The sequence below is a fragment of the Paenisporosarcina quisquiliarum genome (assembly GCF_027563315.1).
GTDB lineage: Bacteria > Bacillota > Bacilli > Bacillales_A > Planococcaceae > Paenisporosarcina > Paenisporosarcina quisquiliarum.
Genome location: NZ_JAMKBJ010000002.1, coordinates 333,197 through 355,782 on the forward strand (window position 1 = coordinate 333,197; position 22,586 = coordinate 355,782).

At 39.3% G+C, this 22,586-nt stretch carries 22 protein-coding genes and 1 other annotated feature; of the genes, 4 read left to right on the forward strand and 18 right to left on the reverse strand.

Annotated features, from left to right (window positions below; all coding sequences use genetic code 11):
- Positions 1-23 precede the first annotated feature (23 nt).
- Positions 24-1,097 (reverse strand): M42 family metallopeptidase, encoded by a 1,074-nt coding sequence (locus M9R32_RS03855; RefSeq protein ID WP_269925430.1) that lies wholly within the window; start codon positions 1,095-1,097, stop codon positions 24-26.
- Positions 1,098-1,267: 170 nt separating this feature from the next.
- Here M9R32_RS03855 and M9R32_RS03860 point away from each other — a divergent pair, with 170 nt between their 5' ends.
- Both M9R32_RS03860 and M9R32_RS03865 read left to right on the forward strand, forming a co-directional pair.
- Complete coding sequence (locus M9R32_RS03860; protein WP_269925431.1) at positions 1,268-1,582, forward strand: hypothetical protein; 315 nt, start codon at positions 1,268-1,270, stop codon at positions 1,580-1,582.
- Between the two features lie 242 nt (positions 1,583-1,824).
- A complete protein-coding gene (locus M9R32_RS03865) occupies positions 1,825-2,406 on the forward strand; it encodes an O-methyltransferase (protein WP_269925432.1) in 582 nt (193 codons plus the stop codon).
- A 373-nt stretch (positions 2,407-2,779) separates the two neighbouring features.
- Here M9R32_RS03865 and M9R32_RS03870 read toward each other — a convergent pair whose 3' ends face one another.
- The 6 genes from M9R32_RS03870 to pepV form a co-directional block, all read right to left on the reverse strand.
- Positions 2,780-3,628 (reverse strand): YtnP family quorum-quenching lactonase, encoded by an 849-nt coding sequence (locus tag M9R32_RS03870; protein WP_269925433.1) that lies wholly within the window; start codon positions 3,626-3,628, stop codon positions 2,780-2,782.
- 83 nt (positions 3,629-3,711) lie between these two features.
- Entirely contained in the window at positions 3,712-4,368 is a 657-nt protein-coding gene (gene trmB, locus M9R32_RS03875; RefSeq protein WP_269925434.1) for a tRNA (guanosine(46)-N7)-methyltransferase TrmB, read from the reverse strand.
- A 69-nt stretch (positions 4,369-4,437) separates the two neighbouring features.
- The gene (locus M9R32_RS03880; RefSeq protein ID WP_269925435.1) at positions 4,438-5,358 is read right to left on the reverse strand and encodes a diacylglycerol/lipid kinase family protein; all 921 of its coding nucleotides are present in this window, start codon (positions 5,356-5,358) and stop codon (positions 4,438-4,440) included.
- Between the two features lie 4 nt (positions 5,359-5,362).
- Positions 5,363-5,902 carry an RNA 2',3'-cyclic phosphodiesterase gene (gene thpR / locus M9R32_RS03885; RefSeq protein WP_269925436.1) on the reverse strand — a complete coding sequence of 180 codons (540 nt, stop codon included), beginning with the start codon at positions 5,900-5,902 and terminating at the stop codon, positions 5,363-5,365.
- Between the two features lie 88 nt (positions 5,903-5,990).
- A complete protein-coding gene (gene dat / locus M9R32_RS03890) occupies positions 5,991-6,842 on the reverse strand; it encodes a D-amino-acid transaminase (protein ID WP_269925437.1) in 852 nt (283 codons plus the stop codon).
- Positions 6,843-6,856: 14 nt separating this feature from the next.
- On the reverse strand, positions 6,857-8,251 hold the full coding sequence (gene pepV / locus M9R32_RS03895; protein WP_269925487.1) for a dipeptidase PepV: 1,395 nt from the start codon (positions 8,249-8,251) through the stop codon (positions 6,857-6,859).
- A gap of 349 nt (positions 8,252-8,600) precedes the next feature.
- Here pepV and M9R32_RS03900 point away from each other — a divergent pair, with 349 nt between their 5' ends.
- The gene (locus M9R32_RS03900) at positions 8,601-8,822 is read left to right on the forward strand and encodes a DeoR family transcriptional regulator (RefSeq protein ID WP_269925438.1); all 222 of its coding nucleotides are present in this window, start codon (positions 8,601-8,603) and stop codon (positions 8,820-8,822) included.
- Between the two features lie 44 nt (positions 8,823-8,866).
- On the opposite strand, the gene M9R32_RS03905 is transcribed toward M9R32_RS03900, so the two are convergent.
- The gene (locus tag M9R32_RS03905) at positions 8,867-9,580 is read right to left on the reverse strand and encodes a pseudouridine synthase (RefSeq protein ID WP_269925439.1); all 714 of its coding nucleotides are present in this window, start codon (positions 9,578-9,580) and stop codon (positions 8,867-8,869) included.
- A gap of 12 nt (positions 9,581-9,592) precedes the next feature.
- On the reverse strand, positions 9,593-11,200 hold the full coding sequence (locus M9R32_RS03910; RefSeq protein WP_269925440.1) for a putative polysaccharide biosynthesis protein: 1,608 nt from the start codon (positions 11,198-11,200) through the stop codon (positions 9,593-9,595).
- Between the two features lie 109 nt (positions 11,201-11,309).
- On the opposite strand from M9R32_RS03910, the gene M9R32_RS03915 reads away from it, so the two are divergent.
- Positions 11,310-12,599 (forward strand): BaiN/RdsA family NAD(P)/FAD-dependent oxidoreductase, encoded by a 1,290-nt coding sequence (locus tag M9R32_RS03915; protein WP_269925441.1) that lies wholly within the window; start codon positions 11,310-11,312, stop codon positions 12,597-12,599.
- Between the two features lie 200 nt (positions 12,600-12,799).
- Here M9R32_RS03915 and M9R32_RS03920 read toward each other — a convergent pair whose 3' ends face one another.
- From M9R32_RS03920 to M9R32_RS03960, 9 genes are all read right to left on the reverse strand, one after another.
- The gene (locus M9R32_RS03920) at positions 12,800-13,444 is read right to left on the reverse strand and encodes a CAP domain-containing protein (protein WP_269925442.1); all 645 of its coding nucleotides are present in this window, start codon (positions 13,442-13,444) and stop codon (positions 12,800-12,802) included.
- Positions 13,445-13,778: 334 nt separating this feature from the next.
- The gene (locus M9R32_RS03925; protein ID WP_269925443.1) at positions 13,779-14,876 is read right to left on the reverse strand and encodes a threonine aldolase family protein; all 1,098 of its coding nucleotides are present in this window, start codon (positions 14,874-14,876) and stop codon (positions 13,779-13,781) included.
- 94 nt (positions 14,877-14,970) lie between these two features.
- Positions 14,971-15,471: a phosphotransferase-like protein gene (locus M9R32_RS03930; RefSeq protein ID WP_269925444.1), complete on the reverse strand. Its 501-nt coding sequence runs from the start codon at positions 15,469-15,471 to the stop codon at positions 14,971-14,973.
- A 116-nt stretch (positions 15,472-15,587) separates the two neighbouring features.
- Positions 15,588-15,755: a hypothetical protein gene (locus M9R32_RS03935; RefSeq protein ID WP_269925445.1), complete on the reverse strand. Its 168-nt coding sequence runs from the start codon at positions 15,753-15,755 to the stop codon at positions 15,588-15,590.
- Positions 15,755-18,169, reverse strand: a complete 2,415-nt coding sequence (leuS, locus tag M9R32_RS03940) for a leucine--tRNA ligase (RefSeq protein ID WP_269925446.1) — start codon at positions 18,167-18,169, stop codon at positions 15,755-15,757. The genes M9R32_RS03935 and leuS overlap by 1 nt, the downstream gene beginning before the upstream one ends.
- A 385-nt stretch (positions 18,170-18,554) precedes the next feature.
- Positions 18,555-18,773: a binding site (T-box leader), on the reverse strand.
- Between the two features lie 44 nt (positions 18,774-18,817).
- Positions 18,818-19,585, reverse strand: coding sequence for a 3-hydroxybutyrate dehydrogenase (locus tag M9R32_RS03945; protein ID WP_269925447.1), 768 nt, complete (start codon positions 19,583-19,585; stop codon positions 18,818-18,820).
- A 51-nt stretch (positions 19,586-19,636) separates the two neighbouring features.
- Positions 19,637-20,974 (reverse strand): GntP family permease, encoded by a 1,338-nt coding sequence (locus M9R32_RS03950; RefSeq protein WP_269925448.1) that lies wholly within the window; start codon positions 20,972-20,974, stop codon positions 19,637-19,639.
- Between the two features lie 34 nt (positions 20,975-21,008).
- On the reverse strand, positions 21,009-21,671 hold the full coding sequence (locus M9R32_RS03955; protein ID WP_269925449.1) for a 3-oxoacid CoA-transferase subunit B: 663 nt from the start codon (positions 21,669-21,671) through the stop codon (positions 21,009-21,011).
- Between the two features lie 20 nt (positions 21,672-21,691).
- A complete protein-coding gene (locus tag M9R32_RS03960; RefSeq protein WP_269925450.1) occupies positions 21,692-22,381 on the reverse strand; it encodes a CoA transferase subunit A in 690 nt (229 codons plus the stop codon).
- Positions 22,382-22,586: the final 205 nt, after the last annotated feature.

The following is a 22,586-nucleotide window of genomic DNA, read 5'->3' on the forward strand; positions in this document are numbered from 1 at the left end:
ACTTTTTGCTCAATTTAAATTTTCTATACGTTTTGACGGATTGTTTCGAGTGTTGTTTTGTCAGCCGAACGGACTAATTTCACAATCAATTCTTTTGCCGCAGCATAGTCATCCGTGTGAATGATGGAACCCGACGTATGGATATATCGTGAACAAATTCCTACAACTGCACTCGGTACGCCTTCATTTGACATGTGTACGCGTCCAGCATCCGTTCCACCTTGAGAAATGAAATATTGGTATGGGATTTTATGAGTTTCAGCAGTATCCAGTACAAATTCGCGCATTCCTCGATGTGTAATCATGGATTTGTCAAAGATACGAAGTAAAGTACCTTTCCCAAGTTGACCGAATTCTGTTTTTGAACCTGACATATCATTTGCAGGACTTGCATCTAGTGCGAAGAATAAGTCAGGTTTAATTAAGCTGGCAGCCGTTTGTGCACCTCTTAGACCCACTTCTTCCATAACATTAGCACCAGAATACAACGTATTTGGTAATTTTTCATCTTTCAGTTCTTTTAATAATTCGATAGCAAGTCCACAGCCATAACGGTTATCCCAAGCTTTGGCTAATATTTTTTTATTATTTGCCATCGGCGTAAACGCACAGACCGGCACAATTTGTTGACCAGGTTTGATCCCGATTTTTTTGGCATCTTCCAAATCATCTGCACCAATATCAATGAGCATGTTTTTAATATCCATTGGTTTGTTGCGTACAGCATCGCTTAGTAAGTGTGGAGGAATCGATCCGATCACTCCGACAACAGGTCCATTATCTGTGATAATTTCGACGCGCTGTGCAAGTAAAACCTGGCTCCACCATCCACCTAGCGGCTGGAATCGCAGCATGCCGTTTTCTGTAATTTGCGTCACCATGAAGCCGACTTCATCCATATGTCCAGCGACCATGATACGAGGGCCTTGGTCATCCCCTTTTTTCACTCCAAAAATACCACCTAAATGGTCTTGTACAATTTCATCAGAGTATTTTTCAAGTTCGCTTCTCATAAACTTTCTCATAGCGTGTTCATTGCCCGGTGCGCCTGGAAGTTCCGTTAACGTTTTAAATAATTGTAGTGTTTCTGAGTTCAATGTCTTATCCCCCTAAGTACATACAGTCATTCATATTGTAGTTGATTTATCAGAACATTTCCATCTTTTTTCCTTCGACCTTCGAATTATTTTTATGTATGGCTTATACTCTGTCTGTGGGACTCAATTATGATACACTGAAAAAAATGGTTATATTAGGAGGTTTTTTAATGAGAACAAGAGATTTACTTCTTGGTTTTTCCACGGGTATTGCAGCAGGGTTCTTAATTCGCGAAGCTGCCCATCGAATTGACCCAACAAAACCGGCCGAACTCGTTTTGCATGGCATCAAACAATCGTTTAAAGCTGAAGGACCCATTGATGGTTCGTGGATTTATATGAAAACTGAACCTTTCAAACGTCAAGCAATCTCAACAGATGTTTACAGAGGTGGCATTTCACGAGTGCGTGAAGGTGAAATCGAGCAATTTGAGTTCTTTGCTGATGCACGAACAGGTACTGTCGTTGAATTAATCAAAATATAAGACAAAAGCGATCCCGTTTTTCTGATAAGGCGTTCTGTTTTGAATCAATTTTTTAAAAATATCACGTCAAAACGCTTAAGTTTTGAGCTTCTTTTAGATAATTAAATATCAACTCATTTAGCTCCGCTTTTAGCGGGGCTTTTTTAATAAAAGTTGATGAGTGGCATTTTTTTCAGAAGGTTTTAAAGTATTCATAGAGAATGTAGGTATAAATTCTAAATTGAGGAAAGGTGGTTAATTTAATGCCCACTGTATATCATTCGAATACATTTATTCCAGAATTAGTTCAGGCCGGCAAGCTGTTAGCTAAAACATATGATTTTGAAAATTCCTGTTCAGATGAAGCTGGAAGATTACTATCAATTCTCACTGGACAAATTACACAAGGAAAAATTCTTGAGATTGGAACTGGTTATGGTGTAGGGAGCTCTTGGATACTTTCATCTATTGCTCCAAAAGTAAAATTTATTACGGTGGATAATTCAAAGGAAAAAATCGATGCTACTGCCAATCATATTAGCCATAACCAAGCGGAATTTATTTGTGGGGATTGGAAAGAGGTTATTACAAAAGGGCCTTTTCAATTTATTTTTGCCGATGCAGCTGCTGCAAAAACGATTGAAGGAGAATTATTATTTAATATTTTAAATATCGGTGGAATTTTATTTATGGATGATTTTACCCCTGAAGAGCACTTCCCTGAAGAATGGAAAGGGAAACCCGATAAAGTCAGAGAATATTGGTTAAATCATAGTGGATTGAAAGCAACAGAAATTTACTTAACATCAACTTCCTCCGCAATAATAGCAACAAGGATTAAATAAGAATAATACATTTATACTATGGTGGTTTAGCTGAAGAATGTATTTTACGCTGAACATTTTGTATGGCGTTTTCTATTTACTCAAATACGTATGAATTCCAAAGTGTAATTAACATATCATTTAGAGCTATATTAATTTCGTTACAATTATAATTGTAACTCGTTTAATTGACCTTCAATTTGGTGGTTCAAAAAGTCAATAAAAGTATAATAAACGTCGATACAACATTAAAAAATAAGCATCCAATTGATATGTTAATTGGATGCTTATTTATGGTTCTAGTTTCAATTTAGTGATTTAAAACTGAACGGCATAGTTTTCCAGAGGGATCGCTTTTTTATTTGGCTCGGTTAAACTCATTGAAGTAAAAGGATTAATTGTTCGTCCGTTCTAATTTTCCGATGATTTCTTTCCCTGTTTCATCCCACTTAATTAAACGGTAATAGGCGTCATGATAGAAGATGAATGAATGACCGTTAGCCAATGCCTCTGCCATGATTTTTTCTTTGGCAAAAACAGAAGTCATCGGGTAATCATCAAAAGCGAGAACCCACAGTGGATTTTGATGTGCATGAGTTGGCATGATATCCGCCATATGGATAATTGTTTCGCCATTTTGTTCAAGCTTGATGATGCAATGCCCATCACTGTGACCTCCTGTATGAATCATTCGGACACCAGGAAGAACCTCCAGTTCGCCTTCAAATGTTTCAACCTGGCTCTGGATAGCTTCCCAATTTTCTTTCCAATATGTATTTCTTGAGCGAATGTTGGGATTGCGCACTTCGTTCCACTCAATTGCAGATAAATGAATCTTCGCATTTGGGAATGTAGAAACAAGTTGATCGTTTTCTCTTTTTGTCAGACCAGAAGCATGATCTGCGTGCATATGTGTCATAAGAACATAATCAATATCTTCTGTTAATAGTCCTAAAGAAGCCAATGAATCCTCGAGTTGAGACTGAGCTTTTACCCCATTATTACGTAATTGTCTCTCGTCCATTTTATTGAAACCTACTCCGGTATCAATCAATAAGTTTTTCCCATCTACTTGAATCAGAATAGGGTCGGTACTCATACCAATTTGGTTTGAATCGTTTGCTGGATATTTTTTTGACCAGAGCATTTTTGGGACCACACCAAACATAGAACCCCCGTCCAAATTTGTGAAGCCTCCGTTTAACCATGATAACGTCATTTTGTGAAATATGTATTGATCCATTTGGAACCCTCCTTTGTACTGTTTTCAGTGTATCAAAAAATGCCACGACAATCTCTTGATTGCGTGGCGAGCATGTTTGATCTTTAATCAGCCTTTTTCGTCAAAAATTGAGATTCAAGGCGATAGATTGGTTGTCCTTTAGCAGAGAACTTTTCTTCGTATTCCGTCATGATATTATCTTCTGGCATGTTTGCATGTAAATCCAGAGAAACATATTTTAATAACATGCCATAAGCGGACATGCTCATTAACGAGAATTCAAAAAGTCCACGGTTGTCTGTTTTGAAATGTACTTCCCCATTATCAACCAAAATTGATTCGTATAACTTCAAGAAGTTCCCGTGCGATAATCTTCTTTTCTCATGTCTCGTTTTTGGCCAAGGATCCGAGAAGTTTAAATAAACACGACTGACATCATTCTTTTCAAAGAATTTCGCCAAATGTGCCCCATTCACTTTTAATAATTTCAAGTTTGGTAATGTACCTGCTTCCAGCGCATTTTCAAGAGCTGAAACGATGACACTATCGTATAACTCGATCCCCATATAATTAATATCAGGATTGGCTTTCGCCATTCCTGTTACAAATTGTCCTTTTCCTGTACCTACTTCAATATGCAAAGGTTTGTCATTTTGAAAGAGTTCTCCCCATTTGCCTTTATAGTCTTCCGGATTTGGAATCACTATATGTGGGTGTGCAGCAATAAAATCTTCTGCCCATGGTTTATTGCGTAATCTCATAATCTATTCCTACTTTCATACGTGCTTTTCGACTATACATTATCATCCAAGATTCCACTATCGTCAAGCTCATGTCAATTTTGTCATTCTCCATCGCTTAGGTAGTACGGAAAATTCGTCTGCAAAATGAGGAGACGTTTTTCCCGCATACTCCCCATCAGTGTGTCGATACATAGTATTATTAGTGGTTAAAGAGAAAGATGTAGCTGACATTTGGTGGACTTCTTTAAACGATGTATGCTTCCCGAAAAATACCGAAACAAAAACGAGCAAAAGTTTAATTCGTGATAAATGGTGGACAACGGTTAATTCAATTTGACCATCAGCTGGATTGGACTGCGGTGAGATTTTCATGCCACCTCCAAAATAAGGCTGGTTACTTACAGTGGCAAACCACACCTTCTCAAGCTTTTTGCTGTGATTCGGCATATTTACTGTTAAGTCAAAGTGTTTAAATGTAACCAATGTCTTGATTAAAAAGAAAGTATAAGCGAGTTTGCCGAGATTGAATTTATTCAATATTTTTTTGACGGGTGATTTGTTCACTTGGTAGGCAATGTAAGCGTCAAAACCGATTCCTGCATTGTTGACAAAATAGTACTTTTTATCCTGATCATTCATTAAACCAATATCCATTTCAATAGCCACCCTTTGCGACTGCACATACTTGTTTACTTCGTGTGCGTTTCGAAAGGATAAAAATCCTCGTCCAAAATCGTTGCCAGAACCAGCTCCAACTACTCCAACAATACAATTTGAACAATCGAGTGTCCCTTCTATCACTTCGTGGGCAGTGCCATCTCCTCCAAATGCAATAATAAACTGGGACTCTCCCGTTTCAGCGCATTTTCTAGCCAAAGCAGTCGCATGTTTTGGACTGGTTGTCATGTGGAAATCATATATGAAATTTAATTTATGTTTGAATTTTTCCCAGCGTTTCAACGACTTTCCGTTTCCGGCTGTGGGATTTACAATGATTGTTATTTTCATCCGTTTAGTCCTTTAAGGTAATGGTATGGATTGCTTGATAAGAAGGAATGACTCCGGGATTAATTGAGAATAAGGAAAACTCTTTTACAGTGAACTTATTTGATGCAATATGCATGTCTTTTGAAAAATGTTCTTGTTGACCTCTCGACTTTTTGGCTAAAGTGATATGCGGAACAAACTTTTTGGTATCCACAGGTAATGAAAGATCCAGGCATTTTTCTAGGACTGCACTTTGCAATTCGATTAATTTCGGTTGTTCCTCGATTGCTGCATAGATAACACGTGGCGTAGCAGGATTTCCAAATGTTGAAACGCCGGAAAGAGTAACAATCATAGTTTTCAGGGAGTCAATATCGTCCAACGCTTGCATCAATGATTTAAGCTTTCCGCCTTCCACTGCCCCTAAATAAACTAACGTGATATGCAAATCCTCTGCAGGGGGTAATTTTTTGTGTGATTGTTCCAACTGCCAACGATCTCGTGAATGAACGAGTTGTCGGGACAGCTCAATTGGTAGTTTTACCCCGATAAAATAATGTTGCATCCCCTATACACCACCCTTTTTATACAATTCAGTTTACAGGAATAAAGATAAAAAAAATACCCCTCCACCGTAGTGGAGAGGGAATGTATTAAGCATGCACCGCTTGCTCAATTTTCGCTTCAAATGCAGTCTGTAATTTTTTTGTCCACTCGCCAGGTAAGCCCGTTCCGATTGGCATGCCATCTATAACGACAATCGGCATGATTTCGGAAGTTGTCGAAGACATAAAGAATTCATCATTCGCATAAACAGTTGATAGAGACATAGGTTGTTCCACTACCGGTAAACCGATTTCTTCACAGCATGCCAGAATGACGCGACGTGTGATGCCATTTAGGATTAAGTTTGTTGCAGGATGTGTATAAAGAACGCCGTCTTTAATGCCGTACATATTTGAAGAAGAGCCTTCAGTAATCGTATCTCCTCTATGTAAAATCGCTTCAAAACATCCACTTTCATGTGCTTCTTGTTTTGCCATGATATTACCAAGTAAGTTTAGACTCTTAATATCACAACGCAACCAGCGGACATCTTCAATCGTTTTGGCAGCAACGCCGTTTGCCATTTGGGACACAGGACGATCAACTTCCTTCGTGTAAGCCGTTAATACTGGTTCAACTGCTTCAATCGGAAATTGGTGTTGCCTTGGACTTGAACCACGTGTAATTTGCACATATACCTGTCCTGTCGTCACTTCGTTTGCTTCAATTAAATCATACATCATTTTATGAAATACATCTTTTGTATATGGAATGACTAATTTAATTTTTTCGGCACTTTCGTATAAGCGATTAATATGTTCCTTCGCTGTAAACATACTGCCATTATATACTCGGATGACTTCGTAAATACCGTCACCAAATTGGTAGCCTCGGTCTTCTTTTGATAATTGAATTTCTTCGTCCTTAACTAATCGATCATTCCACTGTACCCAATTCATGTAAATCCTTCTTTCTAAGATTGATTTGAAGCAAGTTCACAGATTGCATCCGCATAAATTGCGACCGCTTTTATTAAATTTGGTATATCTACAAATTCATCTACTTGATGAGCAACATCTTTCTCACCCGGGAAGAGCATACCAAAAGCTACACCTTTTTTAAGTACACGGGCGTAAGTACCTCCACCAATAGACAGCAATGTTGCCTTTTCACCTGTTTGACGTTCGTATACACGTGACAAACTTTGAATCAGTTCATCCGATTCTTCAATATAATGAGGTTCTGAATTGGATGTGAGATCGACTGCTATCGCTTTTTCACTTAACATCGCCTGGCACTGAGTCAATTGTTTCTCAAAATCATAAGACACAGAGTACCTTAAGCTAACGTCCACAGTTCCGCCTTTTGCAGGATTAAAAGAGAGAATTCCTGCATTTAATGTTGTATCACCTGACATCTCGTCATTGTAGTTCAACCCAAATGCGTGCCCTCTTGAATCGTTCATGAATGAAGTTGCAACGAATTCAACAAATGTCTTTGAACCCGAAGTTATCACAATATCTTTCAGGAATTCTGCCAAATACACACCGGCATTGATGCCATCATTCGGTTCCATGGCATGCGCTGATTTTCCTTCAAGCGTAAGGTGAATGGCTTGGTCTTTTATTTGTACGGAACCTTGTAACTGATGTTGCTGTGCGAACTGCTTAAATTCATGTTCAATTGTATCTCGATCAGCAAGTAAAACAGCTGTTGCTAAATCAGGGACCATATTGGTACGTGTTCCTGCTTGGAATGATTCCAACTGCTCTTCCTGTTCCAAATTGGCTGTAGTAAATCGTAAAGTTGAAATGCCTTTTTCAGCGTTGATAATCGGGAAATCAGCATCAGGTGCAAAACCAATATGCGGCATTTCTTCTTTTTCAAAATAGCGCTCTACACAACGGAAACCACTTTCTTCATCTGTGCCAATTATTAATCGCACTCGTTTATTCAGTGGAACTCCAGCATCTTTCACCATTTTCATGGCCATCCAGGCTGCCATCGTAGGACCTTTATCGTCAATCGCACCTCTACCATATAAACGGTCGTTTTCGATATGACCTTCAAACGGAGGATAAGTCCAACCTTTACCTGCTGGCACCACATCGACATGTCCTAAAATGCCAAGAAGTTCTTCCCCTTCTCCCATTTCTATGTGGCCAGCCATTTGGTCGACGTTTTTCACCTCCATACCCGCTTCTTTCCCTTTTTGAAGCAACCACTCCAAAGCTTTTAGTGGCTCTGGACCAAATGGATGTTCAGCTGTCGATTGAGTTTCATCCAGCACACTTGGAATTTGTATAAGTTGTTGTAATTCTGCTAAAAGTTCATCCTGTCTTTTCTTTGCTTCTTCCATCCAATTAATCACGTCTAAATTCCTCCTGCCACTTTCTTAAAGCTATTCTACACCTTTCATCAGAAAATCATAGGGGGCATTTTCATTTTCTTATATAACGAACAATTATTCATTTAAATCAAAATTCGTTCGCTTTTTATTCAAACTCTATGTAAAGTCTATGTAAAATTAAGCGGAAATGCTAGATTTCAATTTTGTTTTCATTTATAATTGAATTGTCAGACAACAGTAGTCTGATGAACAAATCGAAAAGGGGCTGTCTACGGCACTCTATTCCATTTAAAGAGTCCTACGAGACTCATAATATCGTCCGCTAGTCTTTTGCCAAGAGAACATAAGATGAAGGAGTGGTTCAACATTGAAACCAACTACTGATCGGATGCTCAATCGTATTAAAGATGTGTACATGTTTATCCGAGATCACGGGATTGTAACGACACAAGATTTAGTCGATGAATTCGGCATCACTCCTCGCACCGTTCAAAGAGATTTGAACGTGTTAGCCTTTAATGACTTGGTCAGCAGTCCGAGTCGGGGCAGTTGGACAACGACGAACAAACGCGTAAAAATGACATCTTAGAAAACTTAATCATGGTAAAAAAAGAATGACCGAGAAATTCTCGGTCATTCTTTCTGTTGTAATGCCTCTAGTTCAGCTTCTGTTAATGGACGGTAGTCTCCAAGCTCGAGTGTTTCATCTAATTGAAGAGAACCCATACGCATCCGTTTTAAATACGTCACTTTCTTTCCAACCGATTCAAACATCCGTTTCACTTGATGAAACTTGCCCTCCATAATCGTCAACTCGATTTCAGATACTTCACCACTTGATAAAATAGTCAAATCACCAGGTTTTGTGAAATACCCATCATCGAGCGTGACACCTTCTTTAAATTTCTTCACATCTTCTTCCGTTACCCGACCATCAATAATGGCGAAATATAATTTCGGCACATGTTTTTTGGGGGATAATAACTGATGAGACAGATGGCCGTCATTCGTAAGAATCAGCAGACCTTCTGTGTCCTTATCCAGACGCCCCACCGGAAATGGTTTGAAATGTTGCGCCACTGGATCAAGCAAATCAATGACGGTTTCATCTTTTTTATCTTCCGTGGCAGAAATGACCCCAGGTGGTTTGTTCATCATCAAATAGATAAACTCTGTATAAATAACTTCTTCCCCATAAACAACGATCGCATCTTTTTCCGTATCCACATGCATGGAAACATCTTTCGCAACAGCACCGTTTACTTCAACTGCTTTTGATTTAAGCAAAAGTTTAACTTCTTTTCTGGAACCATAGCCCATATTTGAAAGCAATTTATCCAATCTCATAAATGAACCACCTTAAAAACCAAATTTCTTCGTATATTTCGTCAAACGTTCGCCGAATAGTTTTTGAGCTATCCCTAGACGAAGTGCTAATGCGCCGTAGACCAGACCACCAATTGTACCGACAATCAATATAATCAGCATTGCACCAAACTTCGATTCTGCTGGCATTACTTGTATTAATAACAGTCGGGCAACTATAGCTGCAATAAGCATCGCCACATTCAATCCAGTAATGAGTGCAATTCTTCTCACTAATAGAACGGAGCGGTAGTTTTGCGTAATCACAAGTACGGCAAAGTTCATGAAAATAGCCACACTGTATCCAATTATGGTCGCTGCTATGGCCCCATTAGTTTCCCATAATCCAATTAACGGAATGTTTAATGCCAATTTAATTAGTAATCCCACGAGCAAGTTAAGAATAATCCACTTCTGCTGATTTATTCCTTGCAAGATAGCAGCCGTTACAGGAAACAGACTGAACAAAATGGCAACGGGCAAGTAATGAGCCAGAATATCTGAACCTATTGCACTCTGTTTATAGAATAAATGATAGAGTTCAGTAGCTAAAACCGTCATTCCTACTACTGCGGGTAGTGTAAGGAAATAGAGGATTTGGAATGTCTGATCAAGCGTTCGTGACAATTGCTTGTGCTCATTAGTCGTGAAGTATTTAGTTACCAAAGGTATCAATGCCATGGAGAATCCAGTCGCAAGCATGACCGGAATCATTACTAATTTATGTGCAGTGAGATTCAGAATACCTAAATAATCGGTTTTCAGTGAATGTCCTGCATCACTCATTGCACGATTGAATGTTAATAAATCCACAAATTGGAACAGTGGATTAGCAATTCCTAAAAAGACTACTGGAATTGCATAAACCAAAATTTCTTTATACATATCTTTTAAGTTTACATCGTAAGATTCAGTCGAACTTGCTAGTAAATGATCATATTCTGGTTTCTTTTTCCGCCAATAATAATAAAGCACAACGATGCCACCAAGTGCACCGACAAATGCTGATAAAACGGCAACTTGAATGGCTACTTTAGGTGTCCCACCAAAGACATTCAAGACTAGGAATGCGCCACCGAGTAAAAAGATAATCCGAACAATTTGTTCGATTAATTGCGAAGATGCAGTTGGCATCATGAAACTGTACCCTTGGAAAAAACCTCGCAGCAAGCTCATAAATGGCACAACAATCAATGCGAAACTTACCCATTGAATGGCTTCCGTCACGTCGCTAACAGAATAGATTTCTTCATCTTCAGCAATGGTTACTCTTGCAAGAGGCTCTGCAAAGAAATACAAGAATAGGAATGATAGAACTCCTGTCACCAACATTGCCATTAATCCTGACTTCAGTAACCGTCTTCCAGTTTCATAATCCCCTAAAGAATTGTATTTCGAGACAAACTTTGAGAAAGCTAATGGAGCCCCTGAAATTGCTACTGCTAACATCAAATTATATGGAATATAAGCATATTGGTACAGACCAATATTATCTTCTCCAACCATCGAGTAAAACGGGATGATATAAATTACCCCTAGTATTTTCGAAAGGAATAGACCAATTGTAAGAATGGCTGTTCCTTTATATAATGTATTTGACATGTTTAACTTCCTGACTTCTAAATTTTTAACCTACAGGATATTTTACCCCTCGAACATGAAAACCACAAATGGTTTATAATAAAGAAAAAAGAAGAAAGTGTGTTTATCCATGTATGATGTAATTATTGTCGGAGGCGGTCCCTCTGGATTAATGGCAGCTATTGCTGCTGGAGAAATTGGCAAGAAAGTATTGCTTCTTGAAAAAGGAACAAAACTCGGAAAAAAATTAGCGATATCGGGTGGCGGACGTTGTAACGTTACGAACCGATTATCCCAGGAAGAAATTGTGAAACACATTCCCGGCAATGGCCGGTTCTTGTATAGTCCTTTCTCGGTTTTCAATAATGAAGACATCATTACATTCTTTGAAGGTCTTGGTGTTGAGCTGAAAGAAGAAGATCATGGGCGCATGTTCCCTGTTTCCAACCGCGCGCAGGATGTGGTGGATACTTTGGTGCGTCAGCTTGAAAAGTTACGTGTTGAGGTACTTTTCGAAAGACCGGTTGCGAAACTTCTGATGAACGATGATAAAGTTCTTGGCGTCCGGTTGAAAAGTGGACAAGAAATCTTAAGTAAAGCTGTTGTCCTTGCTGTTGGCGGTAAAGCTGTGCCGCAAACAGGTTCTACTGGTGACGGTTACCCATGGGCACAACGCGCTGGACATACAGTAACTACTTTGTATCCGACTGAAGTGCCGTTGTTGTCAGATGAAAAATTTATTCGCTCGAAAGAGTTACAAGGACTTGCACTTCGTGATGTAGCTGTCTCTGTTTTGAATAAAAAAGGAAAAGTTTTAATTACTCATAAAATGGACATGTTATTTACTCATTTCGGCTTAAGTGGTCCAGCCATTTTACGTTGCAGTCAATATGTGGTAAAAGAACGCATGAAAAACGGTGAATCTCCAGTTGATATGGTCATCGATTCCCTGCCTCAAGAAAATGGTGAGTCGACTTTCCAGATGCTCGTTAAATTAATGAAGGAAGACGCCAAAAAGTCAGTGAAGAATGTGTGGAAAGGCGTCGCACCTGAACGCTGGTTGCTCTTTTTATTAAATCGTGCAGGTATCGAGCCGAATGAAATTGGTGCCAACCTATCCAATGAAAAAGTCAGGGCTCTAGCCGGGCTTTTGAAATCATTCACAATGAAAGTTAATGGCACTCAACCAATTGAAAAAGCTTTCGTTACAGGCGGTGGCGTTTCGGTGAAAGAAATTGAACCGAAAACTATGGCTTCCAAGAAAAAACCTGGTTTGTACTTCTGCGGAGAGATTTTAGATATTCATGGCTATACTGGCGGGTATAACATTACCTCTGCACTCGTTACCGGGAAAATCGCTGGCATGAGCGCTGCACAATACGCAAAAACGATTCCATATGTACCGGTTGAATATAAATAATTTTTTGTGAAAAATAGTCACTTAAATCAAAAATGGGGCGGCGTGATTTAATCACTCCGCTCCATTTTTTAGTTTCGCCTCTGTGTCGGAACCATTCATGTTAACTAGAACTTTAATGATTGTTGAAAATTTCACGGTTGTTTCTGAGACAGTGACGCGTTTGAAAAAAAGAAGCATGGAATTAACCACACTTCTTTTTCTTATTTCCCTATAAACTGTTGAGTCCAATAGTTTCCACTTGCTACATGCCCAACTCCGATATGAGTAAAGTTTTTACTCAAGATGTTAGCTTTATGACCTGGAGAATTCATCCAAGCTTTCATGACTGCTGCAGGTGTTGTTTGACCTTGAGCAATATTTTCGCCAGCTGATTTATATGTAACTCCAAAATATTTCATCATATCGAAAGGTGATCCATAAGTTCCGTCATGGGACATTCTATTAAGGTTTTTCATATCTTGTGATTTGATGCCTGCTACTTCAGATAATTTCGCATCAACTTTCAAAGCTGGAAGAGATACTTTTGCACGTTCTTGATTTACCAGTGTAACCACTTGTTGTTCATATGCTGATAGAGCTGTTGAAGCTGGGGATGGAGTTGATTGTGAAGCTGGTTTTAGTTGAATCACTGATCCCACTTTCATTTGCATTGGATCCACTGTTGGGTTTAGCTCCATTAATTTTTTGTAATCTAATCCGTATCTTTTAGCAATAAACCAAAATGAATCCCCTTGGCTTACTTTGTACGCTTGGAAAGGTGGTTCCTTAAACATTGAGATTGCACTAACTGATGATACCCCACTGAATAAAGAGATCAGCAGAACGAATGATATTAATTTCTTCATCTATGTATTCCTCCTAGGCTTTCCTATCAGTATTTAAATATCTTAAAATTTGAAAAGCTCTAAAAGAATCATAACATGGATTAAACGATGAAAAAGGAGGTAATTTATACCTTCACAATTCATTCTGATATAAAAAGGAACATGGATTTTTGGCAGGACGGAGTGCTTTAACATAATAGGTAAACGATTGGTTGATACTATGCCTCAGATTTAATTTCGCCGCTAATTTCATTGGACATTAATCGATAATTATAAGGTTTCTAAATGCTAGCAAGAGGCATGTACAAATAAAGGAAAGGGAAAAGTGATTTTGTCACTTCCCCCTTCCATAGCATTAGCTCTTAATCTCTTTCATCTTCTGATCAAGCAAATTAAATACTTTCCTTAACTCACTTTTTGGTACACTCTCATACAAGTCTCCTAAGCTCACTTCAAAGAAACAACTCTCATCAGACGTTGCCCTTAAATAACTGGATAGACCAATCCCCGTTTCTTTATGGATTCCTGCTAAAATCATTTCCATTTGCTCTTTTGCCATATGGAAATGAACGTGAAACATATTTGAGACAGGTTCTTGAGGCAATGTCGTTATTCCATAGCAAGAGTTGAAAAGTGTGGCAAGCTCTTTTGCATGCTCATAATATTGACCCATTTTTTCTGATCTTTGATCAAAATAATAATCAGCACTGATTATATAAGGATAGAGGCTAATCAAATCTCCCCCGTGACGTCGCTTCCAAATCTTTGATTCTTGCGTAAAGGCTTGGTCACCTGCCAGAATTGCCCCAGCAATTCCACCAATCCCTTTGTAGACCGACACATACACGCTATCAAACAAACTGCAGATTTCACTAGCAGTCTTTTGATAATAAGGAAGAATTTCAAGAAGTCTGGCACCATCCAAATGCAACATAATTCCTTTTTCACGGCAATGAATCGAGATTTTTTCAAGAGTTTCATAAGACGGTAATTGACCGCCTATTTCACGCTGAGGTAACTCTAGCAACAAACAAGCAATATCTTCTTTCATAGTTAGCACATCATCCAGCTCAATTACCCTGTGTTTGTCAGCCAACAATACCGTTTCGATGTGATGCAATTCTTTCAAGCCATCTTCCTCATGTATTTCTAAATGGCTCAATGGATGATATGCCACTTTTCTCACATCTTTTTTATCGCACCAGATACGTAATGCGATTTGCTGTGCCATCGTGCCACTCGGGAAAAATACGGCTGATTCTTTTCCTAAATACGCAGCCATCTTTGCTTGAAAGGCTTCAATAATTTCCCCTTTCCCATACAAATCGCTAACTGACTGACCTTCAACAGAGTCGAATGCATCTTTCAATATCTGTACGTTTCTTGTTCCGTGTCCACCAACTTGGTATTTCGTTTGTTTAAAAGAATCCTGAAGAAGATCTGAATTATTCATTGAAAGGGTTCCCACCTTTTTTAAAATTGGTATTAGTATAGCTGTGCTTCACTACATTTATATTCTGATGTGATTTGGCGACTGCGCTTGTTTGCTATTTCTTAACATACGCCAAAATTTTCTCTGCACATTCTTTAATTGTTGAGTCCTCCGTATTTACTTCTACATCATACTTTTCGTTTTGCTGATGTACAAAAGTGAGTTGAGATGCAGCGAGGCAACTATGACGATCCCCTCGTGCATTTTCACGTCGAGATAACTCTTCCTTTGAACAATGAACACCTACGAATAAAACTGGGTAATCGTTAAGTGTCTGATGGAAATCATCCAACGTCTCCTTATTATGAAGAATTTGGTCTGCAATTAAATTAACTCCTTTATCTGAGAACATTTGGATCGTGCGATGGAAGAAATATTCGGTTGGAACCGGAATTAAGCGGCCACGATCCCGGTCCTCCATTTTTTCAATGACTAAATCAAAATCATCAATGCTTAAATGAAAATAATTAGGCAGGAGCTTGACTAATTCTTTTGAAAGTGAAGATTTTCCAGAGCTCGAAACGCCATTTAATACAATTATTTGTCCTCTATTCATAAAATCACCCTTACAAATTCTATCAGACAACTAATTTTTTGAAAAATGAAACTTTCTAAGTTTTTGATTGACATAGAAAAACCCCAGCCACTTTTAACAGTGACTGAGGTTGCCTATTAACCTGCAAAATATAATGCAATGGCGAATGAGATCAGTGAGATGACAAATACACTGAGAGCCATCCGTTTGTTCGATTTAGAAATTTCCGGATGACGCAAAATCGAAAAAATCTTCCAAGAAAATGCAATGACGACAAGTATTAATACAACATGTATCGGTTCCATTAGCCGACCACAATATTTACAAGCTTACCAGGAATGGCAATGACTTTTTTGATTTCTTTTCCGTCAAGAATTTCAATCACTTTTTCGTCCTGTAAAACAGCTTTCTCCAACTCATCTTTCGAGAAGTCTTTGCTGACAACCATTTTCGTACGAACCTTGCCATTGAATTGGATAGCCATTTCAATTTCGTTTTCAACTAGTTTGGATTCATCGAATGTTGGCCAAGCCACGTAGGAAATCATTTCGCTGCCTCCAAGTTTTTCCCAAAGCTCTTCTGCCACATGTGGCGCAACAGGAGCAAGAAGCTGAACGAATCCTTTTACATATTCAATCGGAATTTGTGGCGCTTTATAAGCATCATTGATAAAGACCATCATTTGTGAAATCGCCGTATTGAAACGGATTCCTTCATAGTCTTCCGTCACTTTTTTCACTGTTTGATGATACACTTTTTCGAGTGTTCCATCGTTTGTATCCACAATTTTATCGCTAATTGAACCGTCTTCGTTTACGAACAAGCGCCAGATTCGATCCAGGAATCGACGGGCACCGTCAAGTCCATTTTCCGACCAAGCAATTGACGCGTCCAAAGGTCCCATGAACATTTCATATAAACGAAGAGTGTCTGCACCGTGGCTTTCCACGATATCATCAGGATTCACGACGTTCCCTTTTGATTTAGACATTTTTTCGTTATTTTCGCCCAAGATCATTCCTTGGTTGAATAGTTTTTGGAAAGGTTCTTTCGTTGGTACAACACCAATATCGTACAACACTTTATGCCAGAAACGAGCGTACAGTAAATGAAGTACTGCGTGTTCCGCTCCACCGATATAAATGTCGACAGGCAACCATTGTTTAATTAATTCCGGATCAGCAATTGCTTGATCGTTCTTTGGATCAATATAGCGCAAGTAATACCAGCAGCTACCTGCCCAGTTTGGCATTGTGTTCGTCTCACGACGGCCTTTCATACCAGTTTTCGGATCAACAACGTTTACCCATTCATCAATTTTTGCAAGTGGTGATTCGCCCGTTCCACTTGGTTTAATGTCATTAGATTTCGGTAAAATCAGTGGAAGTTCTGATTCATCGATCGCTGTAATCGATCCATCTTCCCAGTGAATCACAGGAATCGGCTCACCCCAGTAGCGTTGACGACTGAATAACCAATCACGAAGACGGTAAGTTACTTTCTTTTCGCCTGTTCCTTTTTCTTCAAACCAAGCAATCGCTTTTTCAATTGCTTCAGTTTTGTCCAGACCGTTTAAGAAATCAGAGTTTACATGCTCACCTTCACCTGCATAAGCTTCTTTTGAAATGTCTCCACCTGCAACAACTTCAACGATCGGAAGTTCGAATTGCTTAGCAAATTCATAATCACGTTCGTCATGAGCAGGTACTGCCATAATTGCCCCTGTACCATATGAAGCCAATACATAGTCAGCAATCCAAATCGGCATTTTCTCTCCATTAACGGGGTTAAGTGCATAAGCACCTGTAAATACACCCGTTTTCGATTTCGCCAAATCGGTACGTTCCAAGTCGCTTTTCAGCTTCACGGATTCAATATATTTTTCTACCGCTTCACGTTGTTCAGCAGTCGTAATGTCTTTAACTAATGCATGCTCTGGTGCCAATACAGCGTATGTAGCACCAAAGATAGTATCCGGACGTGTTGTAAATGCACGGAATGAATGCTCTGTGCCATCTACTTTAAATGTCAATTCTGCACCTTCTGAGCGTCCTACCCAGTTCCGTTGCATATCTTTAATGCTTTCTGGCCAATCCAAATCAGCCAAATCTTCGATTAAACGATCAGCATAAGCAGTAATTTTAAGCATCCATTGCTTCATTGGACGTCTTTCTACCGGATGCCCGCCTCGTTCTGACTTCCCGTCAATCACTTCTTCGTTTGCAAGTACAGTTCCAAGCGCTGGGCACCAGTTCACTGCCACTTCATCTACGTAAGCCAATCCCTTTTTATGTAGTTGAAGGAAAATCCATTGCGTCCACTTGTAATAAGATGGATCGGTAGTATTGATTTCACGTTCCCAATCATAAGAGAAACCAAGTTCCTGAATTTGACGCTTGAATGTTGCTATGTTTTTAGCCGTAAATTCAGCAGGGTCATTCCCCGTATCAAGTGCATATTGTTCTGCAGGTAGACCAAATGCATCCCATCCCATTGGATGCAAAACATTATATCCTTGCATACGCTTGAATCGGCTCAAGATATCAGTTGCCGTGTATCCTTCTGGATGACCTACATGCAGTCCTGCACCTGAAGGGAAAGGAAACATATCCAAAGCATAAAACTTCGGTTTTGATGAATCGTTCCCTGTTTTAAATGTTTTATTTTGTTCCCAATACGATTGCCACTTTTTTTCAATCTGTTGATGTTTGAAATTCATATCTTTTCCTCCTTAAAATAAAGACTCTGTTAAACGATATTGTTGATTTTCGTTCCAGGCGGACGCTTTCCGCGGGCGGTCCACTAGCCTCCTCATTCGCTATGCTCACTGCGGGGTCTAGTTTGGACACGCTTATTCCGCTGGAGTCGCCGCCTTCCACTACAATCATAAAAGTGAACATGTATATGAAGTAGCTTACGTTTTAGTGATATGGAGCAAAAAAGTGAAGACTCCAGCGGGAACAGCGAAGTGCCGAAATCCACTCGGACATTAAGTCCGAGTTAGTTCGGCGCAAGCCCGCGGAAAGCGTAACTGTTTTGCGGAATATCAACAGTAACATTTAACAAAACCAAATAAAAAAACTCTCGTCCATTAGTCAAAAAGACTAAGGGACGAGAGTTATACGCATACTCCCGCGGTACCACCCAAATTAGCAATAAATATTGCTCAACTTGTTTCCTTAACGCGGAAAACGGCACCGGTTACTACTACTTCACCACTGCAGACTCCAAGGCGAGTTCAATAACTTGTGATACCGACTTCCACCAACCGTCGGCTCTCTAAAAACACAACATTATTTACTGATCCTTTTCACAGTCTTACACTATTGTTTTTTATTGTAATCGAAGTTTTCAAAAAGCACAAGATTTATTGAACAGTATATCCGCCGTCCAGCACAACTGCCTGTCCCGTCATGCCTTTTGCCGATTCGCTTGATAAGAACATAGCTAAATCAGCAATCTCCTTCACGTCCAATAATCGTTTTTGTGGAACCAATGGATAAATAACTTCTTCAAGCACAGATTCAAGTGGAACCTTTCGTGTGGTTGCCAAATCTTGCAATTGATTACGCACAAGTGGTGTGTCCACATAACCCGGACAAATTGCATTTACTGTAATGCCGTCAGCTGCTGTTTCAAGTGCGGCAACTTTCGTTAATCCGATCACGCCATGCTTAGCCGAGTTATAAGCCGCTTTACCCGCAAACCCTACTAATCCATTGATTGATGCCATGTTGATTATACGGCCAAAGCCTTGTTTGCGCATATGTGGCAATACATTTTTCGTGGCGATAAATGGAGCAGTTAACATGATTTTTACTAACAATTCAAAGCGTGCAGTCGGGAAATCTTCCAGCATGGCAACATGTTGCATTCCTGCATTGTTGATCAAAATGTCAAGTTTGCCAAAATGGGCAATCGTTTCATCGATAGATTTGATAATTTCATCTTCTACAGTTACGTCACATTTTAAACCGATGGCATCTGAACCAAGTGAAGCAGCAGCTTCTTTAACTTTTTCTTCGTTCAAATCCGTCAAGACGACTTTCGCCCCTGCCAAAGCAAACTCCTGTGCAATTTGAAAACCAATTCCTTGTGCAGCACCTGTAATGAATAACACTTTATCTTTTACCATTTTATTTTCCTCCAATAAAAACAGCCGCGCGAGGCGGCTGAGATTGTTTAATTAAAGTCCAAAACCGAATGTGAATAGTACAATCGCAATGATTACACCAATAATTGGTGTCACAACTGTAGTTGCTGCAACTGCCCAATAAGCAGCACTATATTTTTCATTACAAATGGACTGAATTGTTGTTACTACATAACCATTGTGAGGTAGTGAATCAAGCGCACCCGATGAAATTGCGACAACACGGTGCAACGCTTCTGTATTAACACCAGCTTCCACATAGCCAGGAGCCAGTAGTGGTAAAGCGATTACTTGACCACCGGATGCTGAACCAGTCATACCCGCGATAACAGATACAGCTACGGCAGCACCAATCAATGGTGAACCAGGAAGACTTGCCATTGCATCAACAGCTACACCGAAAGCAGGAACCGCTTTCGCAACTCCGCCGAAACCTACAACAGCAGCAGTGTTACCAATTGCAATAATTGCACCTACAGTACCAGCAGATACTGCTTCCCATGGAGCTTTAAAGTATTTCCAACTAACGATAAACGTTGCAATAATACCACCAAGCAAAGCAACAATTAATGCTGAAGTTTTCAATTCTTCATGGAAAATGAACGATATTACCAATACCACTAATAATGGAATCATTGCTAGGAATGGATTTGGCAATGGACGGTTAACATCAAATGTTGGATCTGTTTCACGATCTTCGAAACGTTCCCCTTTATTCACTGCTTTATTAATAAGTTTTTTCAACCACCAATAACCGAATACAGCCATGAACACAGCTACAATCAAACTGACTTCCCAACCTGCAAGATGATTTGTCCCTAAAAATTGAATTGGAATCCAGTTTTGAATCTCTGGAGAACCTGCAGAAGTCATCGTAAATGTTACTGATCCCAAAGCTAATGTAGCTGGAATAAAACGACGTGGCAAATCTGCTTGCTTGAATAAAGAAATCGCCATTGGATAAACAGAGAATGCTACAACGAACAAACTTACGCCGCCATATGTAAGAATTGCACAAGCACTCACAATTGCAAGTACGGCAAATTTCATACCCAATTTATCAACAAACCATTTGGCAACTGAGTCAGCTGCACCACTGTCTTCCATTACTTTTCCGAAGATGGCACCAAGTAAGAACATCAAATACCAAGCTAAAATGAATGAAGTAAAACCTGTCATATAACTGGTAACAAAGTTTGCCTCTCCCTCTGCAACCATCTGTGGAAATAACGGCAGACCGCTCATTAAAGCAACGAATAATGCTGAAACAGGACCACCGATCAGAATGTTAACGCCTTTCAGTGTTAAAACTATCAGTAAAGCTAGTCCCCCAATAAGACCAATCATACTTAATACAATACTTGTATCCATGAATAAATTTCCCCCGAAATTTTATTTAGACGTATTAGAACTTCACATTTTCTTTTACATTATCAACATTTAAAGAAGCTTCAGTAGAATCAATGACGTCTTGAACAGTGAATCCTTCGAAAACTTCTTTTAAAACTAAACCAGTTGGTGTTACTTCAATTAATGCACGTTCAGTAATAATTTTGTTGACAACGCCTTTACCCGTTAATGGCAATTCACATTGCTTTTTGATTTTAGCTGAACCATCTTTTGCTACATGATCCATGATGACGATAATTTTCTTGGCACCGTGCACTAAATCCATTGCACCGCCCATGCCCTTAATCATTTTGCCTGGAATCATCCAGTTTGCTAAATCACCAGTCTCTGATACTTCCATTCCACCAAGAATGGCCACGTCAACATGTCCACCGCGAATCATCGCAAAAGACTCAGCGCTTGTGAAAAAAGCAGAACCAGGAATTGTTGTAACCGTTTCCTTTCCTGCATTGATTAAGTCAGGATCCACTTCATCTTCTTTAGGATAAGGTCCGATTCCAAGTAACCCGTTTTCGGATTGTAAAACTACTGTTTTGTTAGGAGAAATATAGTTGGCCACCAAAGTGGGCATCCCGATTCCTAAGTTTACATAGTTTCCGTCTTCAATTTCTTGTTCAGCTCGAATGGCAATACGCTCTCTGACATTTACTTTTTCCATGCTGTTTGTCTCCTCCTGTCCTATGAACGAGTCGTTAAACGTTCAATCCGTTTTTCTTGTGATGCTTGCAGTAGTCCTTGTACATAGATACTTGGTGTTTGAATAATGTTCGGATCCAAGTCTCCTGTTTCCACAATTTCTTCTACTTCTGCAATGGTAAATTTCCCTGCAGCTGCCATCATAGGATTAAAGTTTTGCGCTGTTTTGTTATAAACAAGATTCCCAAACTTATCAGCTTTCGCAGCACGAACAAGTGCAAAGTCAGCTCGCAATGCTTCTTCAAGGACGTATTCTTTACCGTCAAATTCACGAATTTCTTTTCCTTCAGCAACGGTTGTACCAACGCCTGCCGGAGTAAAGAATGCAGGAATGCCAGCGCCGCCCGCCCGAATTTTTTCAGCTAGAGTCCCTTGTGGCGTCAACTCCACTTCGATTTCGCCAGATAGTACTTGGCGTTCAAATTCCTTGTTTTCACCAACATATGAACCGATCATCTTTTTTATTTGTTTATTTTTCAATAAAAGACCAAGTCCCCAGTCATCAATTCCACAGTTATTCGAGATAACGGTTAAATCGGTTACTCCTTTATCAACAAGTGCAAGAATCAATTTTTCTGGAATACCAACTAATCCAAAACCACCGACCATTAATGTGGCACCATTTTGAATTTGTTGTACAGCCTCTTCTGCAGAAGAATAAATAGGCTTCATTGGGTTTCCTCCTTACAAGAAATCGTTTGAATTTTAAATAAAAGCGCTTTCACTAGCAATTAAAACAGATGCTAGATTTTCACGCAATAGTAGTTGTGACAACTTTTTGTCGGAATGTATTTCATTTTAGTCCGAATTTCTGGACTTGCACGATATTTTATTGAAATTATCAATGATTTTGTCGAAAAAGATAGTCCGGAAAATC

What these genes read in the sequence shown, in the direction of transcription:
- M9R32_RS03860 (WP_269925431.1), top strand. Translation starts at nt 1,268, where the DNA reads ATGAGAACAAGAGATTTACTTCTTGGTTTTTCCACGGGTATTGCAGCA.
- M9R32_RS03865 (WP_269925432.1), top strand. Translation starts at nt 1,825, where the DNA reads ATGCCCACTGTATATCATTCGAATACATTTATTCCAGAATTAGTTCAG.
- M9R32_RS03870 (WP_269925433.1), bottom strand. Translation starts at nt 3,628, where the DNA reads ATGGATCAATACATATTTCACAAAATGACGTTATCATGGTTAAACGGA.
- trmB (WP_269925434.1), bottom strand. Translation starts at nt 4,368, where the DNA reads ATGAGATTACGCAATAAACCATGGGCAGAAGATTTTATTGCTGCACAC.
- M9R32_RS03880 (WP_269925435.1), bottom strand. Translation starts at nt 5,358, where the DNA reads ATGAAAATAACAATCATTGTAAATCCCACAGCCGGAAACGGAAAGTCG.
- thpR (WP_269925436.1), bottom strand. Translation starts at nt 5,902, where the DNA reads ATGCAACATTATTTTATCGGGGTAAAACTACCAATTGAGCTGTCCCGA.
- dat (WP_269925437.1), bottom strand. Translation starts at nt 6,842, where the DNA reads ATGAATTGGGTACAGTGGAATGATCGATTAGTTAAGGACGAAGAAATT.
- M9R32_RS03905 (WP_269925439.1), bottom strand. Translation starts at nt 9,580, where the DNA reads ATGAGATTGGATAAATTGCTTTCAAATATGGGCTATGGTTCCAGAAAA.
- M9R32_RS03910 (WP_269925440.1), bottom strand. Translation starts at nt 11,200, where the DNA reads ATGTCAAATACATTATATAAAGGAACAGCCATTCTTACAATTGGTCTA.
- M9R32_RS03915 (WP_269925441.1), top strand. Translation starts at nt 11,310, where the DNA reads ATGTATGATGTAATTATTGTCGGAGGCGGTCCCTCTGGATTAATGGCA.
- M9R32_RS03920 (WP_269925442.1), bottom strand. Translation starts at nt 13,444, where the DNA reads ATGAAGAAATTAATATCATTCGTTCTGCTGATCTCTTTATTCAGTGGG.
- M9R32_RS03925 (WP_269925443.1), bottom strand. Translation starts at nt 14,876, where the DNA reads ATGAATAATTCAGATCTTCTTCAGGATTCTTTTAAACAAACGAAATAC.
- M9R32_RS03930 (WP_269925444.1), bottom strand. Translation starts at nt 15,471, where the DNA reads ATGAATAGAGGACAAATAATTGTATTAAATGGCGTTTCGAGCTCTGGA.
- M9R32_RS03935 (WP_269925445.1), bottom strand. Translation starts at nt 15,755, where the DNA reads ATGGAACCGATACATGTTGTATTAATACTTGTCGTCATTGCATTTTCT.
- leuS (WP_269925446.1), bottom strand. Translation starts at nt 18,169, where the DNA reads ATGAATTTCAAACATCAACAGATTGAAAAAAAGTGGCAATCGTATTGG.
- M9R32_RS03945 (WP_269925447.1), bottom strand. Translation starts at nt 19,585, where the DNA reads ATGGTAAAAGATAAAGTGTTATTCATTACAGGTGCTGCACAAGGAATT.
- M9R32_RS03950 (WP_269925448.1), bottom strand. Translation starts at nt 20,974, where the DNA reads ATGGATACAAGTATTGTATTAAGTATGATTGGTCTTATTGGGGGACTA.
- M9R32_RS03955 (WP_269925449.1), bottom strand. Translation starts at nt 21,671, where the DNA reads ATGGAAAAAGTAAATGTCAGAGAGCGTATTGCCATTCGAGCTGAACAA.
- M9R32_RS03960 (WP_269925450.1), bottom strand. Translation starts at nt 22,381, where the DNA reads ATGAAGCCTATTTATTCTTCTGCAGAAGAGGCTGTACAACAAATTCAA.